Here is an 18,059-nt window from a genome sequence, read left to right on the forward strand (position 1 = left end):
TATCCAATAGGAATGGCTACCAAAGATAATCGAAACTCACTTCAACAGGAACTCCTTCAATAGCAGTAGGCAAATCAGTTTCCGGCTTCAAGGTGATTTTCAATACGGGTTTTTCGCCATCGAAGGGACCTGACAATTGCTTAGGTAAGCGCCCCACCAGCTCGGTGGGTTCAGAGATCTCGGCGCGTAACCGAGTGCCATTGGGTAACTTGATGGTTGCCTTTTGACCAATAGCAGTGTATTCCAAGTACTTAGGCTCAAGATAGGCAAAGATGACCGCCTCCTTACGCCCCGAGAGCAGTACGAGGGGTTTATCTTCGACTATATGCTCTCCCGTTTGTACTAGCACATCGACCACGCGAGTCGAATTAAGCGCCTTGATATGTAATTGCGACTCTTGCGCTCTTAATCGAGCTAACTGCAGCTCGATATTATATTTTGATTGAGCGATGGACCCCGCAAGCAACTCGGTTTTCTGCTGTTGACGTGCCTGCATCAAATCGACTTTTGCCTGTTCAAGCGCCATTTTTGCAGCAGTATGCGCCTGTAACACCGCCGCCATATCAGCCGTGGGAACAACACCTTGACGTTGGTAACGCTCAAAACTATCAAGCAAACCATTCTGCCGCGTAACACCTTCAGCCGCGACATCGATACGCTGTTGTAATTGCGCGAGGATTTCAGCATTGATGCTGAGATGATCAAACTCAAGCTGAGATAATTGCTTCTCTAACTCTTGGATCTGAGCATCTAACTGCGTATCTACTAAGGTGAGAATATCGGCTCCCTTGGTAATCACATCACCTCGTTTCACCATAATCGCGGCCACATCTCCAGCACTTGGGGCACGCACCTCTAAGGGTTCGGTAGTCACTATGCCACTGGCCAAAATAAACAAATGAGGGCGCAGTAATATCCAGCCGACCACAACTACAGGTGCAATAACTAAGGTTAATAACAAGTACCAACGCCCTTTAAAGCCCCCTCTTTTAGCTGCGGCATATTTTACCCCTATGCCTTTGTCATCAGTTGGTCGTTGCGCTTTGTCGCTCGGTTGATAATTCACTTTCATTAGAACTTTCTCCCACGTTTCAAAACCCACCACGGCGCCATTGAACTTTCTTCATGGGAGCGGCGAAAAACCTCATTCAATAGCGCAAATAGACACACTAAACGCATAAACAGCGCATAAAACGGATATAAAGGTAACCAAATGGCTAAACGTAAGTCCTGGGACAATCGCTCCGAAATTGCTAATAAAACCATCAAGTAGAAGAACACTAAGATGGCAAAATAGAAGCCATAAATCGTGAACGAAATTGAGGTAATAAACTGCCACGGATAACTCAGCACTATTCCGATGGAATAAAATACGATAACAAATGGCATCAACACGTTCTGCAAGAAACCATAGAGCAAGGTAAAGATAAAGGTTCCGGTGCCGAGCAGCTTAGGCGTAAAGGCTGGCCAGTGTTTGCGAAAATACAAAAATAATAAATCCCCATCCCAACGCAGGCGCTGTAACACTAACGTTTTGAGATCGGCCGGCGCATCTGTATGGCCAACGGCCAAGGTCGCAAAAGGAATACGCCAGTCTGGATGACGCTTAAAGTATTGCTTAATCCTCACGGTTAAATCCAAATCTTCAGCAGTATGGGTATCCCAGCCGCCAATTTGAATTAAAAAGGTCCGCCTAAAAGCGCCAAAAGCCCCAGAAATATTATTCAGCAGGTTCCATTGCCCAAGTCCGGTTTTTCCACCTTGCATTGAGATCAGATATTCAATCGACTGCATGCGAGTCAATATCGACTCATTCACATTGCGAACCCTTAATGCGCCCCCAACAGCGGGCACATTAGGATCTTCAAAATAGGGCACTATCTGCGACACCATGTCATTGTCGAACGAGGTATCCGCATCGGCATTGATCACAATGTCGCCCGTGGCAATTGATAGCCCCGCATTTAAGGTCGACACCCGGCCTCCGCGCTGCCACTTGGGCAACACCACCACCTTGCGATTTGGTGCTTGGCAAGCCTTGGCCGCCGCCATCGCAACTTGATAAGTCAGTGCGTTTTGGACGGCACCATCAACAACAGCAATGATCTCTATCTCACCGTCATAAACCTGTTCGATAAAGGAATCGATTGTCGATTTGACAGCTTCACCCTCGGCATAACAAGTGATCACACAGGACACTTTAGGTTTATAAAGTGACTGCCGAGGCACTTGTACGAAGTTGGTGTAGTAAAACCGCATAATGCCAGTGAGCACCAATAGCATTAGCGGCGCCTCATACAGCAGTATGAGCGGCACCAGCCAAGCGAAAAAGCTTAAGTGTTCAGCCAATTGGTGCCAGATATCGAGCACCATGTAGCTGATGGTGTTGAATTCACTCATATTGGCTTAGCTTTAACTAATTGATCTGTTAGCCATTCACCCACATTTTCACCAATGTCCGCGGGCAAGGTTAGGGCTTTTACGCTGAGTTCAATCTTAGATGCGGATTGCAATTCTTTAAGATCAAACAACTTCTTATAAATACTCTTTAGCTGGCTCATATCCGTCATGGGCAGTAACATCAGCAAACCATCACGGGTATAATTACTGCATGCATCAGTCACCCGAATAACGCTTCGCAGCCGCTCTTGCAGGGCATCAAGCTGAGCAAAGCCCTTCGCCTCGCCCTCTGCCTGCAAAAACTCATCTACATTGAGCATTTGAATCGACAAAATAGAATGGGTTTGATGATGGCGTTTCGCCAATTTATTTTGCCAATCAACCAACCAAAAAAACTGTGCACTGGTCATTTGCTCACCTGGCTCAAAGGCGAACCAAGATTGCGAACGCCCTTGACGAACTAAGGTACGCCCTGGGATCGCCAGTTTAAAGCTGTACACATTCCTTACATGCAAATCATCTAACTTGCTGCTGAGCTGGCAATGCAAGCATTTTGCCTCCACCACAGCATCGACAAACAAGGTTTGGCAGCTATTACAATGCTGATTCTCTATCGGCCTATCGTAATCCACCCCAATGTGACGCAGGCTTTGTAAACAGTTTGGGCAACTTAGCGTGTTCAACTTGCGAAATGATGCTTGAGCACCAACGTGCCCACAGTTAAAACAATGCAAACTACTTTGCAACTCGATGTCGATACTATGACATTGGGGACAGACATCGATGTAATTAAGATGCCCAGAATGACACCCAGGGCAAAAACGTAATCGATTAGATAATTCAGCCTTTTCAATCAACTGAGATTTTTGTAATTCGCCCAACCAAGTAAAGCTTTCCTCAGGATGAATACCAAAACAGCGTAATAACGGATAATCATAGAGGTATTTTTTTTCAGGTACGGAATGCGGTTCTAATATGGCATTGTGATGACACCACAGATAAGCCAGCAGCTTATAACGAGGATCATCTTGATAATCTAACTTAACCTGCTGCTTCTTCAGTTTGTATATTTGATAGTGTTCATTATATTCAGCATTCCATAAACCATTTGCTAAATAAGGAGATAAGGCACTTTCATGGCAGACTAATATATGACTCAAAAAAGTAGCATCATTTTCTCTAAGAACACGGAGGCACTTATCTTGTTCTTCCGCCTGCAACGATAATACAATTAGTTCTGCTGAATGCCCCAGTTCTAACAAAGCTTCAACAGAATTAAATGCATCAAAATCAGGATACCAAGATTGTCTATGGCAAGGACCAATCCAAATAAAATTTTCGTAATAACAATCGTCTGCAATACTTACTGAATATGTAGATGTCATATAAAAACCTTACGCAGATATAAAAACACCCATCATAAAAGCAAACATCCATGTAATAACTTATAAAAGTAATTCTTACACTGAGTTATCATCAGAAGACTCTTCTAACGCTTAATCTTATCCTAGATTAGGCTAGAGCAATGAGAACATCAAAAACAGATGTAACACAAAGTATCAAAAATAGCTTAAACCACAGCAATATTGACCTTAATTATTTATTAAGAACAATAAATATAAACAGATAAAACTTATATTTCAACTAAAGACAGGGTATTAAAAAACAAATAAACGAGCTTCAACACAAATAAATAACATCAATCGATATTTATATACAAGTGTTCGCATTGAACATCATGTTTATTGTCCGAAAGAGGATCAACAAAACGTAATCGCTGCGCTAAGAGTTGTAGTGGCTTGGTAAAATCATCCGGCCCTTTAGGTAATAATGTCGGATAAAAGCGATCATTTAATAATGGCATACCAAGACTTTGCATATGCACCCGCAATTGGTGAGTTTTACCGGTAATAGGGCTTAAATGAAATAAACCAAACTCGCCTTTAATCGCAACCAAGCTTATCTCCGAGTGAGTATTTGCCATGCCTTCAACTATTTTCATAGTAAAACTGGGTTCGCTGCGTTGCATGCGATTTTTGACCGTCCAATGCTTTGGTAAAGTTAATTCCCCACTGGCATATTGTGCCAAAAGTTCAGGGGTGAGTTTGGCAATCGCTTGATAATCTTTACGGATCGCATCATCGATAAATAGCTGATGATAAATATGCCGCGTCTCTGGGCGAGTCGTCATCAGGATTACGCCAGCGGTTTCCCGGTCTAACCTGTGGGCAGGGGCGATAGTGTCTATCCCAGTGCTTAAGCGTAAACGGTGCACTAGGCACTCATTCACATAATCACCGCTGGGGGTGACGGGTAAAAAATGCGGTTTGTAGGCCAAGATAAGGTTGTCATCTTGAAACAAAATCGGCGACTCGAAGGGGACTTTCGCTTCCACTGGGACTTCACGGTAGTAATATGCCCTCGCCGTTGGGCGATAGGCTGTATCTAATCCAATCAAGCTACCGTCTTGCCAATGCACTTTGCCATCGAGGATGCGCTGACGCCAAACCGCTTCGCCAATATGGGCATAATGCTCGATCAAAAAAGAAAATACGGTTTGTTTATCAACCACTTCTAGGGGGAGAACCACAAAAGAAGGTTGGGCGGCACGGGCGGTTTGAGTCATAGAAACAACTAGCGGCGATAATGAGCCGCTATTTTAGCCTTGGTGTGGTTTTTCAGTCCACATGGGACTTGATAAGTTGCAATACAAAATCCATGGTTTTATGGCAGTCGGGCTGATTCACCAACACCAGCTTATCGCGGTTATACATGGGCAGCACTTCTAACCAACGTTGGCTCACCCAGGCCGCATCCTCTAAATGCACTTGGGAATACAACTCCAGTAAGTCAGGGTTTACCTCATAGAATTGTTCAAGGGCAGCACTGATCAGTTCGAACTCCCCTTCTATCGGCTCTTCTTGCCAATTTTGGCAAGGCAAAGTGCGGGACATCCACAGCTTATCTTTTGCTTGCGCCGCGGAGAGAATACTAACCCTTTGGCGCCCCTCTAAAACGATGCTGAGGGTATCATCTTCTAACTGATTAAAATCGATAATCTCGCACTGTGTCGCAGTCGGATAACAGGGCGGATTGCCGCTGGGCTTACTCGCCGCAAACGCTAAATCGTATTTGCCTTTTAACACATCCGCGACCATGCGCAATTGGCCCGGCTCGACTACGCGGACCTCAATCCTTCCCTGTGGCAGCAACAAGGCATCGCGCATAATTAACGCCATTTCTCGTGTTTGCATAGCAACCTCCTGCCCACTGATACAAGAATGTGCTCAAAAATCAGCCACACCTTATTAATTTAGAGTGTAGCAGGAGAAATAATTTCCTTCCTAAAGTCGCTGACGGTAAAAAGCATTTAGGCCGAGTTTACCCCTCTCACCCTACAGCGGCGCTAAGTGTACTGCGACATTGCCCTTTGCATACACTTCGGCAAATTCGTCAGCAAGCCGCTCGCTTAAGGCAACAGAACGGCGCCAATACTGCATCCGCTGCGCAGTATCCAGTTGTTTAAAGTCTTCACGGTCGGGCACCTTACCAAAAGGCAGTGACGCCACAAACTCCGCCGAAGGCGCCAGCACCAAGGCGTTATGGTAATTGGTGCGCGCTCGGCGCCAGGTCAAGGATTTATCGAACCATCCAGGGCTCATATGGGGATAAAAATGCGGGTACAGGGTCAATCCCATAATAGTATGGGATAAGGGCAAATCGAAGTGATAGTCGGTGATGCCGCCATCATAGTATTGCCCCGCGGGCGCGCCATCAATCCGTGAGACTGACGCAAGCACTAATGGAATAGATCCCGTTGCCAACATCACAGCATCCATATTGGCCTCGGTGAGCCTCGCCTGCTGGCTGGGTAAATCGTCAAGTTGCTTAAAAGGTGATGCTGCCACTTGCTGACTAAACACCACACGCTCGAAATGCCAGCCCAAGGTTTTGCGGCTAATGAGGTTGGTCGCAGCCGCCATCGCCAGCCCAGCCGCTAATGGCAATTTATGGCTAAGACGATTGATGTGTTTAGCGCGGCAGGCAATTAAGTGACTGTGAATAAAGGGATGATTGACTATCTCGCGACCACCCGTCTCGCCAAGAATTCCTTGGACTATGCCCTTCACCTGCTCGCTCACCTCATGCGGTGTCGGTATCGTTTCATACCGTTGGCCAATGTAGTAATCCTCTAAACGTGCGTAGGCTTGTAGTGGATCCTGCTGTGCTAAACAGGCTAAACGCCAGGCGCCAGAGGATGCCCCTAAGGTGTATAGCGGCGTTTGCCTATCTTTAAAAAATTCAGCAAAAAGATACTTATCAAGCCCCGCAATCCCTAACCATTTGGGTCCACCGGATGCCGCCAATAGTTGTGTAAAAGCATCGGGATGCAGACCTTGTTCCCTAATAATGTTAAAGGCCGTAGGACCTGCAAGAAAGCGTAATGCGGGCAAAACTTAACTCCTTAAAGTGCCTCAAACCTGAGGTTTCGTGCCATTAAAACACAGTCGCCAAGCGCGATAAACCTTCAACCCACCTAATGGATCTAGATGATTTTATTCACTTAGCCCATCACTTCTCCTATGGCGACATATTCGACTGGCTTTCAAGAATTATCTAGAACAGTAAGCTCTGAGTTAGTTCTTTTCTGTCTAGATGTAACAATTGTTACAGTGATAACCTTCGCCCTATCGAATTGTTACTTTCGTTGGTTCAATGTTTTCGTTCCAGCCTAAAGGTTACTCCACATTGAGAGGTTTTATGCGTCCAGCCGTTATCGCATTAGCAGTATCTTCAACTTTGGTTTTTCCTGTCGTACAAGCAGAAGAACAGGCCAGCAACGTTGAGAAAATTGAAGTCGTCGGCTCGCGGATCGCCCTACGCACCGCAACCGACAGCGTTGCCCCCGTCGATATCATTACCGCGGAGCAACTCGAATCAACCGGTATGACCGAAACCGCTAAGGCGCTGCAATTTGCCGCGCCAAGTTACAGTTTCCCCTTCTCATCGGTCACCGATGGCTCAGACGCGGTGCGCCCTGCCAGCTTACGCGGCCTGTCGCCTGACCACACGCTAGTACTGGTAAACGGTAAACGCCGCCATGGTTCGGCGCTGGTGCATTTAAGCGGCACTGTCGGCAAGGGCTCATCTAACGTCGATTTGAACGCTATTCCGATGACGTCAATTAAACGCATCGAAATCCTGCGTGATGGCGCTTCGGCACAATACGGCTCAGATGCGATTGCCGGTGTTATAAACGTAGTCTTAAAAGACAACGACCAAGGCGGTAGCGTGTCGGCTCAAGCCGGACAAACCTATCTGGGTGACGGTGAACAATGGCGCGTTGGTGTGAACCACGGGATCAGTTTAAACAACGACGGTTTTGTGAATATTGGCGTTGAAGCTCACCATAAAGACAGCACCAACCGCGCAGGCTTAGATCCACGCCAACAATATCCTAAGCTGCCAGACGGTTCTGCCGATCCACGTGAAGTGACTTTCAACCGCAAGAGCCACCAAGTGGGCGACGCCGAATACGATAACTTAGGCTTATTTATCAACGCAGCGCAGCCTTTCTCAAGCGACAGTAAACTCTATGCCTTCGGTGGCATTAGCCAGCGTGAAACCAAATCCGGCGCATTTTATCGCCGCGCGCTCGATGCTCGTAACTTGACCGAGCTATATCCCGACGGCTTTTTACCGCAGATCAATCCTAAGATCATCGATTCATCATTAGTCCTAGGTTACGAGTTCACCCTCGGTGAATGGAATATCGATACCTCAGCGGGCTATGGCGGAAACTCGTTCGAATACAACATTGTCAACACCCTAAATGCATCACTCGGCCCAGATAGCCCGACCGAATTCGATGCCGGCACACTGTCCACCAGCGAAGCAAACCTAAACATCGATGCCTCGCGCTACTATAACTTTGCCAATGACTCTGAGATTTTAGTGGCGACGGGCGTCTCTTGGCGCCAAAACGGTTATCAGATTGAGGCGGGCGAACCGGGTTCTTATATCAATGGCGGTTATGATAACCGTGCAGCGGGCAGCCAAGGCTTCACTGGCTTTACGCCTGAGTCAGAAGTCGATGAAACTCGCGACAATACCGGTGTTTATGTCGAGCTTGAAAACCAATTAACCACAGAGTTTTATTGGGCGGCAGCGCTGCGTTACGAAAACTATTCAGACTTTGGCGGCAACACCAGTTGGAAACTCGCAGGCCGTTACGACTTCACCGACCATTTAGCCCTGCGTGGCACAGTGAACACAGGCTTTAGAGCGCCGAGCGTACAACAGTTGTACTTCAGCAATATCTCGACCCTGTTTAATCCTGATCCGACTACCGGCCAGTTAGTGCCAACAGAATCAGGCACTTTCAACACTTTATCGCCAGTGACTAAGGCCCTAGGCATTAACGAGCTCGACCCAGAGCTGTCGCAATCCTTCAGCTTAGGCTTGGTCTACACCAATGATACTGGCCTAGCCCTGACCTTGGATGCCTATCAGATTTCAATCGATGACAGGATTATCCTCTCAAGCTCAGTGACGCCAAACGACTCGCCCGCAGTTACAGCGGCGCTGGCCAATACCAATGCTGAATCGGCGCGCTTCTTTATTAACGCCGTCGATACCCGTACTCGCGGCGTCGATTTAGTGGTGAGCCAAGATTTTGATCTCGGCAACTGGGGCGATTTACGCGCCAACTTGGCGTACGCCTATAACAAAACTGAAATCCAAGATATTCATTTCCCTGAAATTTTGGACGGACTCGGACCTAAACTCTTCGATAATATCGAACAAACCCGCATGACCTCGGCCACGCCGCACAATACGGGTAACCTAGGTCTGACCCATGAATTAGGTGACTTTAAGACTAATATTCGCCTCAGCTACTTCGGCGATTACACTGTGGGTTACTCAACGGGTGATGTGAATTACAGTGACCAATGGGTGATGGATTTATCCGTGCGCTACGCCGCAACCGATGCCTTAAGCTTCACCGCTGGTGTGCAAAACTTGTTTGATGTGTATCCTGAAAAACGCCCAGATGACAATAACTTCAATGGTATTTTCGTCTATCCGTTAACCAATACACCGTTTGGATTTAATGGGGGATACTACTTCCTCGAAGCCAAGTACACTTACTAAGCCGCAAACAATGAAAACAGGCCATTTATGGCCTGTTTTTTTATGTCTATCGCTTATGTTCTAACGGCGGTGAACTGATTATAATCTTTACAATTCACTCATTTACTTACGCCATATCGAGTACCTCATGATTGTCGATACCTTAGCTAATCGCCATATTTATCAATCACTCAGCCCACGCATTGCCACGGCATTAGCGCATCTTGCCAGCACTGACTTTAGCCAACTGCCCGTTGGCAATTATCCCCTCGATGGCGAGGATATTTTCGTGATAGTCAACGACTACCACACCAAACCACAATCGACCGAACCCTTTGAAGTACATCAAAAATACATCGATGTGCAGTATGTGGTCAGTGGCGAAGAAGAGTTTGGCTATCTACCATTGGCCGACCAAACCCCATCAAAACCTTATTTCGAAAAACACGATTACGCCGAGTTCGATTACGAGTCAAATAAAGCCAACGCCTCCTACATTAAACTAAAGGCGGGTATGTTCGCATTATTTTTCCCCGGCGATATGCATATGCCCGGTACGAGTGATACACCGACAGCAGTACGTAAAGTCGTGATTAAAGTGAAGATCTAAAATCTGAGTCAACAATGCCTAAGTTTTGGCAGAAATAGCCGCTTAAGGCGCAGTGATATGCGCTTTGGCTATTTCCGAATCGGGCGAAATATTGTTAAAATTGCCACAAATTTAAAGGAGAGTCCCTGAAATGCCTATGTACGTTGTCGGTCACAAAATCCCCGATTCTGATTCAATCTGCGGTGCTATCGCGTTAGCTTATCTAAAAAACCAAATCGGTGAAGAAGCCGTTGCCGCACGTTTAGGTGAGTTATCACCCGAAACCGCTTTCATTCTGGAGCGTTTTGGCTTTGAAGCGCCAGAATACAAAACCAGCTATGCTGGCGAGCAGGTCTACATTGTTGACCACTCAGAGCTGACTCAAGCACCGGACGATATCGCTCAAGCGACCATCGTAGGGATTGTGGATCACCACAAATTAGGCGATCTGACCACTGATACGCCTTTAGAGTGCTGGATCCGCCCTGTTGGTTGCAGCAACACAGTTATTAAGATGATGTACGACTTCCACCAAGTTGCCATCCCTAAAAATATCGCTGGCATCATGATGTGCGCCATCCTGAGCGACACTGTGATCTTCAAATCACCTACCTGCACTACAGCCGACATCCGCTGCGTTGAGGCCTTAGCCGAAATCGCTGGCGTTGAAGACTTTAAAGCGCTGGGCATGGAAATGTTCAAGGTCAAATCGGCTGTTGAAGGCACGCCAGCACGCGATCTCGTGATGCGCGACTTTAAAGACTTCAACATGAACGGTAACTTAGTGGGTATCGGCCAGTTAGAAGTGATTGATCTGTCTGTATTTGATTCAATCAAAGCCGAACTGGAAGCCGATATCAAAGCACTGAAGGTTGAAGGCAACCGTCACAGCGTACTGTTACTGCTGACAGACATTATGAAAGAAGGCTCAGAGCTTTTAGTGGTTTCTGACGATGCCGATCTGGTCAACCGTGCCTACGGTAAAACCCCAGTCGATGGCAAAGTGTGGTTAGACGGCGTTTTAAGCCGTAAGAAGCAAGTTGTGCCGCAACTGCAGGCCGCTTTCGCTTAAGCAACCATTAAGTTGTCATACAAAAAAGCCGAACTCAGTTCGGCTTTTTTGTGCCTTGAATATGCGCCATTCCATAAAATCGGCATGAAACTTTGCTCATAAAGCTATCCCAAATTTGGCTACGCCGAGTAAGATGGGATGATTCATTCTTGTTCCCTGTTTTCATCATGCCTGAAGCCTTACAACACCTAATCACCGAAATGACACCTTGGTTGCAGCAATACGGCTATCTGCTGCTGTTTATCGCTATTGCCGTCGAAGGATTTGGCATTCCCGCACCTGGGCAATCCTTATTGATTGTTGCCAGTTTATTGGCCGCGACGGGGCAAATGTCGCTGCCATTAGTCCTCATCGTTGCCTGCGCAGCCGCCCTGAGTGGCAACAGTTTGGGCTACTTTATCGGTCGCCGCTTCGGTGAGGTATTGCTGCGAAAAGGTTGGATAAAGCCGCAGCTTGAGGACAAGATCCACAGTGTGATTGGCCAGTATGGCATAGCCGCCCTAGTGCTCAGCCGCTTTGTCGAAGGGCTTAAGCAGTTTATGTTTATTGGCTGTGGGCTAGCCAAAATGCCCTTTAAACAATTTGTGATGGGCAACCTACTCGCCACCAGCATTTGGGTAACCCTTTTTGGTCTAGGACCAGTGTTAATCCGCGATGAAATCGCCCCAATACTCGCGTTTTATCACCAACATAAATATCCCACATGGGCGATCGTTAGCCTGTTGCTAATCTCGTTACTGCTGCTAAGTTGGCGTAAATGGCAAATGAAAAATCAATAAAGTGCGCACTTCCATATGCTCATTTTACCGCCGAGATTGTGGTAACCCAATTGTAGTAATGAGTTACTCATTCTCAACTTTAGGTCGAGGTGGCGTTTCCTCTAGCGGTTGATGCTCATTCGCTGGATTAGCCTGTGGCGATTCTTCCTTTACACCTTCCCGCTGTGGCAATTCCAAGGTTGATTCTGCCTTAATCGGTACTGGAGGCTCTGGTTGCTGTGATGGGTTTTCAGCTTCAGCAACAGGTTCAACAATAACCACAGGCTCGTCTGGAGTACTCGTTTGGCCACTGGTTGTATTTGTGGCTTCAGGCTCTGGCGCAAGGGTGGCTAAATCTTCATTCGCAGGGCTTTCAACCGCATGTTTAGGCAATTGATTTCGATATAAATCAATCATACCCATCACCTCGGACAGCGCCTTAGCGTGATCCGACGTTAAGATCCCATTATGCCCAGAGACAATTTCATCGGACACAGCCAGCACCCAAACCGCCTGCATATTGGCATCGGGACAGGTCTGCACACTACGCCTTGCCTGTAAGCGGGCTCGAATTTTCCAGCCCGAATGCGGCAACGTCATCATACAACCAGGAAGCTGATCGTGAGCCATTAATGCTGAAGGCATTTTCATCGGCGTAGCACAGTTACCGCCTGAACATTTATCGATATCATGGGTTATTGCCCAAGAGTTACCCAGTGCCCGTTCGCCATCTTTTATGTAATTAAACGCTTCTTTTACCGCAAAATCGCCCTTAGATTGCAACACCACCATACTCGGTTTTTGCCTATCTAAGCTCATCAAAGTATCGAGCGGTTTAAAATCCTGCGCTGGCGCGGCGGGGTTTAACAGTAAGAATAGATTCGGGTTATCTTGCTCATTATCGATAGCCGCCTTAATTCTATCTTTGCTGGCGTGCAACACGACTAAGCCACCAAGACTATGACCGATAACGGTATAACGCAGTAACTGATGCTCAGCGACCAATCCATCCAATTTATCCAGTAACTGCGATAAACCCGTTTGCCCTATGCGTTTTGCTACGGCTTTACGCTGCAAAATAGTCGGGAAATCCAATGGTTCAATCCAACTAGTAGCATCATCCGAACCATCGAGCCAGAAAGGATCGTACTTATCTCCCCGCCAACCGATGTATAAGCCGAGCAAGTTTCGTTGAGAATCAGAGGCCGCCATTTGCTGATAAAACTGTTCGAAAGCGACAAAATTTTCATCCTTAGGATTGGCACTGTGGTGCCAGCCATGGACAAAAATCAGCAACTCAGGCGCAGTGCCATTATTGGGTTGTAAAATCCGCGCCTTAAGCGCTTGCCATTGTCCATCATTGTGGGGCTGACCTTGATCATTAAATTCAATCACATGCAGATTTTGCTTGGCAGTATCAGGGCCGGGCATGTGGTAGGCTTGGTCGGGAATAAAAGGAAGCAAAATACCGAGGGACAACAACATTAAAAACAGTAACTTGTACTGAGTAAACTTCTTAAGGCTCATTTATGACAACTAAATTGTGGCCAGACTAGGCCAATAAAGACACGCTGCTGGGGCTAACAGCAAATTGGCCAAATTATACGCTAACCCCAGATTCCCAGCTAGAGCGGAAATAACCTTTTATCACAGTGCTCACATCAATCTTAGCGCCATGTGTCTGGCAATTTCACTTGGCTCCAAAGATCGGCGCACAATGGTGTAGTATTCTGCCACTGACCACTCCCTATCCATTTCACTAAAGCATCACCGACTTGCGGATAGGCAATGGGATTTGGCGATGCGGCCTTAAGCCAACGCTTAACCGCGCTGATATCTAAGCTCATCATACTGTCACCCGCGCCCAATAATTGTAGCGCTGCCACATTCGATAGCTGCTCGAATTGACCAATCAGCGGCTTGACCAACAACTTTTTCCCTAAGGTCAGCGCCTCACTCGCCAGCTCAAATCCCGCATTACCGATGACACCACCGCAGCTCGCTAAATGCTGTTTAAATCCATCACGATTAAACCCATGCCATTGAATATGATCGGCAATGCGTTTGGTAGGCTGCTTGGCGTGATACACCAAAAACTGATAATCCGTAAAAGGCTTAAAAAAATCGGCAATCACATCCGCCTCTTCGAAGGGTAAATACACTAATATTTGATGGGTATGTTCAATAGGGCTGACATCCACTTCGACAAAGGGAGGCAAGATCGGAAAACCAAAATGATGCCAATGGCATCCTAAAGCCACATCCACCGGTGCAAAGTAGTTGAGTAGTAACTCATTCAACCAAGTGCTTCCCAATTTAGGCACAGGATGAGTCAAGGCAGCTTGATGACTTATCCCAATCGAGGGGACTCCCTGGCGCCTCGCCGCCCATGCGGATACGGGTTCAAAATCATTTAGAACGAGATCATAGCAACTCAGATCCAGCGCTTGAATATCCTTAAGCAACGATAAGGAACAATTCTGCTTCACCGTTTGCGTGATATTGACTCGCCCTGAGTGCGTAGCAAAAGTCATCCCTGCTTGGACGCGGTAATCCCCAAAACACTCCATATCGAAAAAATCTTCAGGCTTGCGCCCCGAAAACAAAAAGTCGACTTGAATATTGTGCTCAACTAAGGCCTTTGCCATCACTCGAGCACGACTTAAATGACCATTCCCTGTGCCTTGAACTCCGTAGAGTATTCGCATTGCTTATCCTTTAACTGTGAATGAAAGAGTGGTGAATCAAGGAGGTATCCAACGAATGAGTGCCTGATTGTGTTAAATCACGGGATGCACAAGCAAAACAGCCCCCGTACCTAACAGAACACCGGCGACAATATCTGAGGGGTAATGCACCCCAAGCGCAATACGTGAGGCACCAATACAGAGCGCCCATACGTAAGCAAAAGGCGCAGCCACGGGATACACCTGCGCCACACTTGTGGCCATCACAAAGGCGGCCGCCGTGTGTCCCGAAGGTAGGCTAAAACGATCTGAGGGTTCAAAGCCGCTTTCAAACCCAACCAAGGCATGACAGGGTCGAGTACGGCGAATGCTATTTTTGAGTAATATGTACAACGGCAATTCAATCAAAAAACTCGCCAACAGTAGATTGAACAGGTTCTGCCCTTGGGAGTGTGTCAGCATCAACCCAACAGAGAGATACAGATACACATGCCCATCTCCAGTTGCCGATATCCGCTTCGCCCAAGCATAAACACCGTGACGTTGGCTCAAATCCACAATGCGGTAAAACATGCGCTTATCTAAGTCTGTAATGTAACTCAACATAAAACAGGCTCCTTGCTGGCATGCCAGCGAGTATCATGGCGATGTTAATGAGTGCATTCTCTCGACAGCTGTTAGCGTCTGCATGTGTTAACGCCCTCTCAGACGACTATTTCACGATAGAACCCCACGCTAAACCTACGACAACTTAAACAGAGATGGCTTAAGTGCTCAGTGTTAAGGTGAGACTAAGAACTGGCGATGACGGTAAAGTGACATCAGGCCTAAAGTTTTATGACACCTGTGGCGAAAATGGTGAGGAATGAAGCGATCAATTGGAGCAAGAGGGAAAACGTACGGGGAGAATACAGTGCTACCCAGTTGCTATGAACGGGCAGCACTGTCAGAAAACCTTCAAGCGACAGCTTGTTCCAGCGCTTTAGCGCGGTAAATTTTCGTCAAATGGTAAATATTGATACAGGCAACAAAGGCGTTCATCCCCGCAACAGGCCAGGCTGAAATAAATACGCCATAGATAACAAACAAGGTACAACCGACAAAGTTTAACCATCTTAACCAGATGATATTCTTCATCATAAGTGAAATTGCCACCATTACTGAGGCAAAATAACCAATAATTTCAATCGTGTTTACAGCTTCCATAGGCACCTCTCGAAGGCCCTCTACCGTCCATAAGCGTAACGGGGGGTCCTTGCCCCTAAAGCAAATTAAGTTAAGTAAGTTAATTTAAACTTGGGATATAATACCAAAACGCGCAACAGAGTTGTAATAAAAAACCGTTATTTAATGACCGATATCAAGTTTTGAGGATAAACACCTGTTAAGTGACGAAAGTTTACAACATAAGTGTTAACGTCCAAGTGCAACAATACCGTGATTGATAACACTTTTCTTTTCAGGAATCCCTTTTATACTGGCGTAAACTCGCTAAACTGTACGCAACGCGGATCAATAGGAGTGTAAATATGGAATACAACACCTCAGAACTATGTGACATGTACTTAGATGTCGTAGATGTAGTCGAGCCCATGTTCAGTAACTACGGTGGTTGTAGCTCTTTTGGCGGTTCTATCAGCACCATTAAGTGCTTTGAAGACAACGGCCTAATCACCGAGGTCTTACAAGAAGATGGCCAAGGTAAAGTCTTGCTGGTTGACGGTGGTGGTTCATTACGCCGCGCCCTGATCGATGCATCTATCGCAGAAATCGCAGTCAACAACAACTGGGAAGGCATTATCGTTTACGGTTCAGTACGCGATGTGGATGCGCTGGAAGAATTAGACATCGGCATTCAAGCCCTTGCTTCAATTCCTGTGGGCGCCGATGGCAATTCAGTGGGTGAAGTCGATATCCCGGTCAACTTTGGCGGCGTGACCTTCCTCCCAGGCGATCATATCTATGCCGATAACACTGGCGTCATTCTATCGCCAGAACCACTCGATATCGAGTAATGCTAAATAACATCGAAAGAAAGCCAGCTAAGCTGGCTTTTTTATTGGCAGATACCATTAAGTACCATTGAATATTCGTCCTTGGGTACGCCACAATATCCCTGTCCCTACCCGATAAGAATACTAATCTATGTCTGAATTTATCCCATTTACCCAAGCCGATATCGCCAGTCTCGTTAGCCCGCGAGCCGGTGAGACCAAAATAGGCCAATGCGTACACTTGGCTAACCATGAACATCCATTAGAAACGATACTCACCACCGCTAAAGCCCATGGTGCACAATTTGCCATTGTCGGAGTGGGTGAAGATATCGGCCCACGGGCTAACCTAGGCAGAGGCGGTGCCACCGACGCCTTTACCACCAGCATGCGCCAGTGGTTGAATTTACAGTCGAATCGTTTTCTTTCGGGCGCCGAATGCCTGATTTTAGGACAAGTTCATACGGCGGATCTGCAATTACAGGCACAGGATGGCGAAGGCGCGAGCCTAACCCATCTACGCCAAGCAGTTGAGCAGCTCGATGAACGGGTGATTAAACTAGTCAGCGCCATACAAGCGGCAGGGCTTGAACCCATAGTGATTGGTGGCGGCCACAACAATGCCTATGGCCTGTTAATGGCGACCTCGGCCCATTATCAACGCCAAGTTGCCGCAGTGAATTTAGATCCGCACAGTGATTTTCGCCTGCTCGAAGGGCGTCACAGCGGTAATGGCTTTAGTTACGCCGCCAATCGCGGTGCGCTGGGGTATTACCATGTGCTCGGTTTGCACGAGCTCAAAAACAGCGAGGCCAATTTACAACAACTCACCGAGTTTGGTGGCACTTGGCATAGCCTCCAACAAATTTGGATTCGCCGAGAGATTAGCCTGACACAGGCGCTACAGGATATTGCCAACAAACTTAACCAAACAGCGCTCCCAGTAGCGCTAGAGTTGGATGTCGATGCCATCGCCAAAATGCCGAGCAGTGCCTCTACAGCTGCGGGAATTCCCCTACTCGATGCCGCCCACTACATTAGCTATATCGCCAGCCGATGTCCCTGTGCTTATTTACATTTAGCCGAAGCCGCACCAAGCTGTCATGAGGCCGGCATAGAGGCGGGCTTTAGGGACGTGGGTCAAAGTATCAGCGAGTTAATTTATGCCTATGTACAAGCAAGATGCCAATTTTTAGCCCGATAGCATCGTTTGCTTGTACCCTTACAGGCGCGAAGCTATTCACCAAATCCTGATATTGTGGTCTAATGCCAGTCCATTTTATCGGGTCGACACACTAAACACTGGCAAAAGCCAAACTCTTTAAGCTAACGCCTTGAGGAGAGTTTACTAGCTCGATCACAGAGTGATAGATCAAAGATTCAGCAAATGCAGGCGATGGCTTACACTCGCCACTAATACTTTGC

General features: G+C 47.0%; 16 protein-coding genes. 6 read left to right on the top strand and 10 right to left on the bottom strand.

Annotation, left to right across the window (positions count from 1 at the left end; translation table 11 throughout):
* Positions 1-16: 16 nt before the first annotated feature.
* The 6 genes from MMG82_RS01040 to MMG82_RS01065 form a co-directional block, all read right to left on the bottom strand.
* Positions 17-1,072 carry a biotin/lipoyl-binding protein gene (locus tag MMG82_RS01040; RefSeq protein ID WP_203432641.1) on the bottom strand — a complete coding sequence of 352 codons (1,056 nt, stop codon included), beginning with the start codon at positions 1,070-1,072 and terminating at the stop codon, positions 17-19.
* On the bottom strand, positions 1,072-2,400 hold the full coding sequence (locus MMG82_RS01045) for a glycosyltransferase (RefSeq protein WP_241406279.1): 1,329 nt from the start codon (positions 2,398-2,400) through the stop codon (positions 1,072-1,074). Before MMG82_RS01045 ends, MMG82_RS01040 begins: the two co-directional genes overlap by 1 nt.
* On the bottom strand, positions 2,397-3,785 hold the full coding sequence (locus tag MMG82_RS01050; protein WP_241406280.1) for a hypothetical protein: 1,389 nt from the start codon (positions 3,783-3,785) through the stop codon (positions 2,397-2,399). The genes MMG82_RS01045 and MMG82_RS01050 overlap by 4 nt, the downstream gene beginning before the upstream one ends.
* Positions 3,786-4,099: 314 nt before the next feature.
* Positions 4,100-5,026 (bottom strand): pseudouridine synthase, encoded by a 927-nt coding sequence (locus tag MMG82_RS01055; RefSeq protein WP_241406281.1) that lies wholly within the window; start codon positions 5,024-5,026, stop codon positions 4,100-4,102.
* 52 nt (positions 5,027-5,078) lie between these two features.
* The gene (locus tag MMG82_RS01060; RefSeq protein ID WP_047536660.1) at positions 5,079-5,654 is read right to left on the bottom strand and encodes an LON peptidase substrate-binding domain-containing protein; all 576 of its coding nucleotides are present in this window, start codon (positions 5,652-5,654) and stop codon (positions 5,079-5,081) included.
* A gap of 141 nt (positions 5,655-5,795) precedes the next feature.
* Positions 5,796-6,854, bottom strand: coding sequence for an alpha/beta hydrolase (locus tag MMG82_RS01065; protein WP_203432632.1), 1,059 nt, complete (start codon positions 6,852-6,854; stop codon positions 5,796-5,798).
* A gap of 307 nt (positions 6,855-7,161) precedes the next feature.
* Here MMG82_RS01065 and MMG82_RS01070 point away from each other — a divergent pair, with 307 nt between their 5' ends.
* The 4 genes from MMG82_RS01070 to MMG82_RS01085 all read left to right on the top strand — a co-directional run bounded on the left by MMG82_RS01070 (position 7,162) and on the right by MMG82_RS01085 (position 11,974).
* A complete protein-coding gene (locus tag MMG82_RS01070; RefSeq protein ID WP_241406282.1) occupies positions 7,162-9,555 on the top strand; it encodes a TonB-dependent receptor in 2,394 nt (797 codons plus the stop codon).
* A 127-nt stretch (positions 9,556-9,682) separates the two neighbouring features.
* Positions 9,683-10,144, top strand: coding sequence for a YhcH/YjgK/YiaL family protein (locus MMG82_RS01075; RefSeq protein ID WP_241406283.1), 462 nt, complete (start codon positions 9,683-9,685; stop codon positions 10,142-10,144).
* Between the two features lie 130 nt (positions 10,145-10,274).
* A complete protein-coding gene (locus MMG82_RS01080) occupies positions 10,275-11,195 on the top strand; it encodes a manganese-dependent inorganic pyrophosphatase (RefSeq protein ID WP_011624271.1) in 921 nt (306 codons plus the stop codon).
* A gap of 167 nt (positions 11,196-11,362) precedes the next feature.
* Entirely contained in the window at positions 11,363-11,974 is a 612-nt protein-coding gene (locus MMG82_RS01085) for a DedA family protein (protein ID WP_241406294.1), read from the top strand.
* Positions 11,975-12,037: 63 nt separating this feature from the next.
* On the opposite strand, the gene MMG82_RS01090 is transcribed toward MMG82_RS01085, so the two are convergent.
* From MMG82_RS01090 to MMG82_RS01105, 4 genes are all read right to left on the bottom strand, one after another.
* On the bottom strand, positions 12,038-13,480 hold the full coding sequence (locus tag MMG82_RS01090) for a thioesterase (protein ID WP_241406284.1): 1,443 nt from the start codon (positions 13,478-13,480) through the stop codon (positions 12,038-12,040).
* Between the two features lie 140 nt (positions 13,481-13,620).
* On the bottom strand, positions 13,621-14,661 hold the full coding sequence (locus MMG82_RS01095; protein WP_240292903.1) for an MJ1255/VC2487 family glycosyltransferase: 1,041 nt from the start codon (positions 14,659-14,661) through the stop codon (positions 13,621-13,623).
* A 72-nt stretch (positions 14,662-14,733) separates the two neighbouring features.
* Positions 14,734-15,246: a phosphatase PAP2 family protein gene (locus tag MMG82_RS01100; RefSeq protein WP_055647629.1), complete on the bottom strand. Its 513-nt coding sequence runs from the start codon at positions 15,244-15,246 to the stop codon at positions 14,734-14,736.
* A gap of 351 nt (positions 15,247-15,597) precedes the next feature.
* Complete coding sequence (locus MMG82_RS01105) at positions 15,598-15,846, bottom strand: YgjV family protein (protein WP_011073879.1); 249 nt, start codon at positions 15,844-15,846, stop codon at positions 15,598-15,600.
* Positions 15,847-16,169: 323 nt separating this feature from the next.
* Between MMG82_RS01105 and rraA the strand changes: the two genes are divergently transcribed.
* Positions 16,170-16,655: a ribonuclease E activity regulator RraA gene (gene rraA / locus MMG82_RS01110; RefSeq protein WP_037422666.1), complete on the top strand. Its 486-nt coding sequence runs from the start codon at positions 16,170-16,172 to the stop codon at positions 16,653-16,655.
* Between the two features lie 130 nt (positions 16,656-16,785).
* A complete protein-coding gene (locus MMG82_RS01115; RefSeq protein ID WP_037422663.1) occupies positions 16,786-17,838 on the top strand; it encodes a formimidoylglutamase in 1,053 nt (350 codons plus the stop codon).
* Positions 17,839-18,059 lie beyond the last annotated feature (221 nt).

This window comes from Shewanella sp. MM_2022_3, assembly GCF_022557375.1.
Taxonomy (GTDB): Bacteria; Pseudomonadota; Gammaproteobacteria; order Enterobacterales; family Shewanellaceae; genus Shewanella; species Shewanella xiamenensis.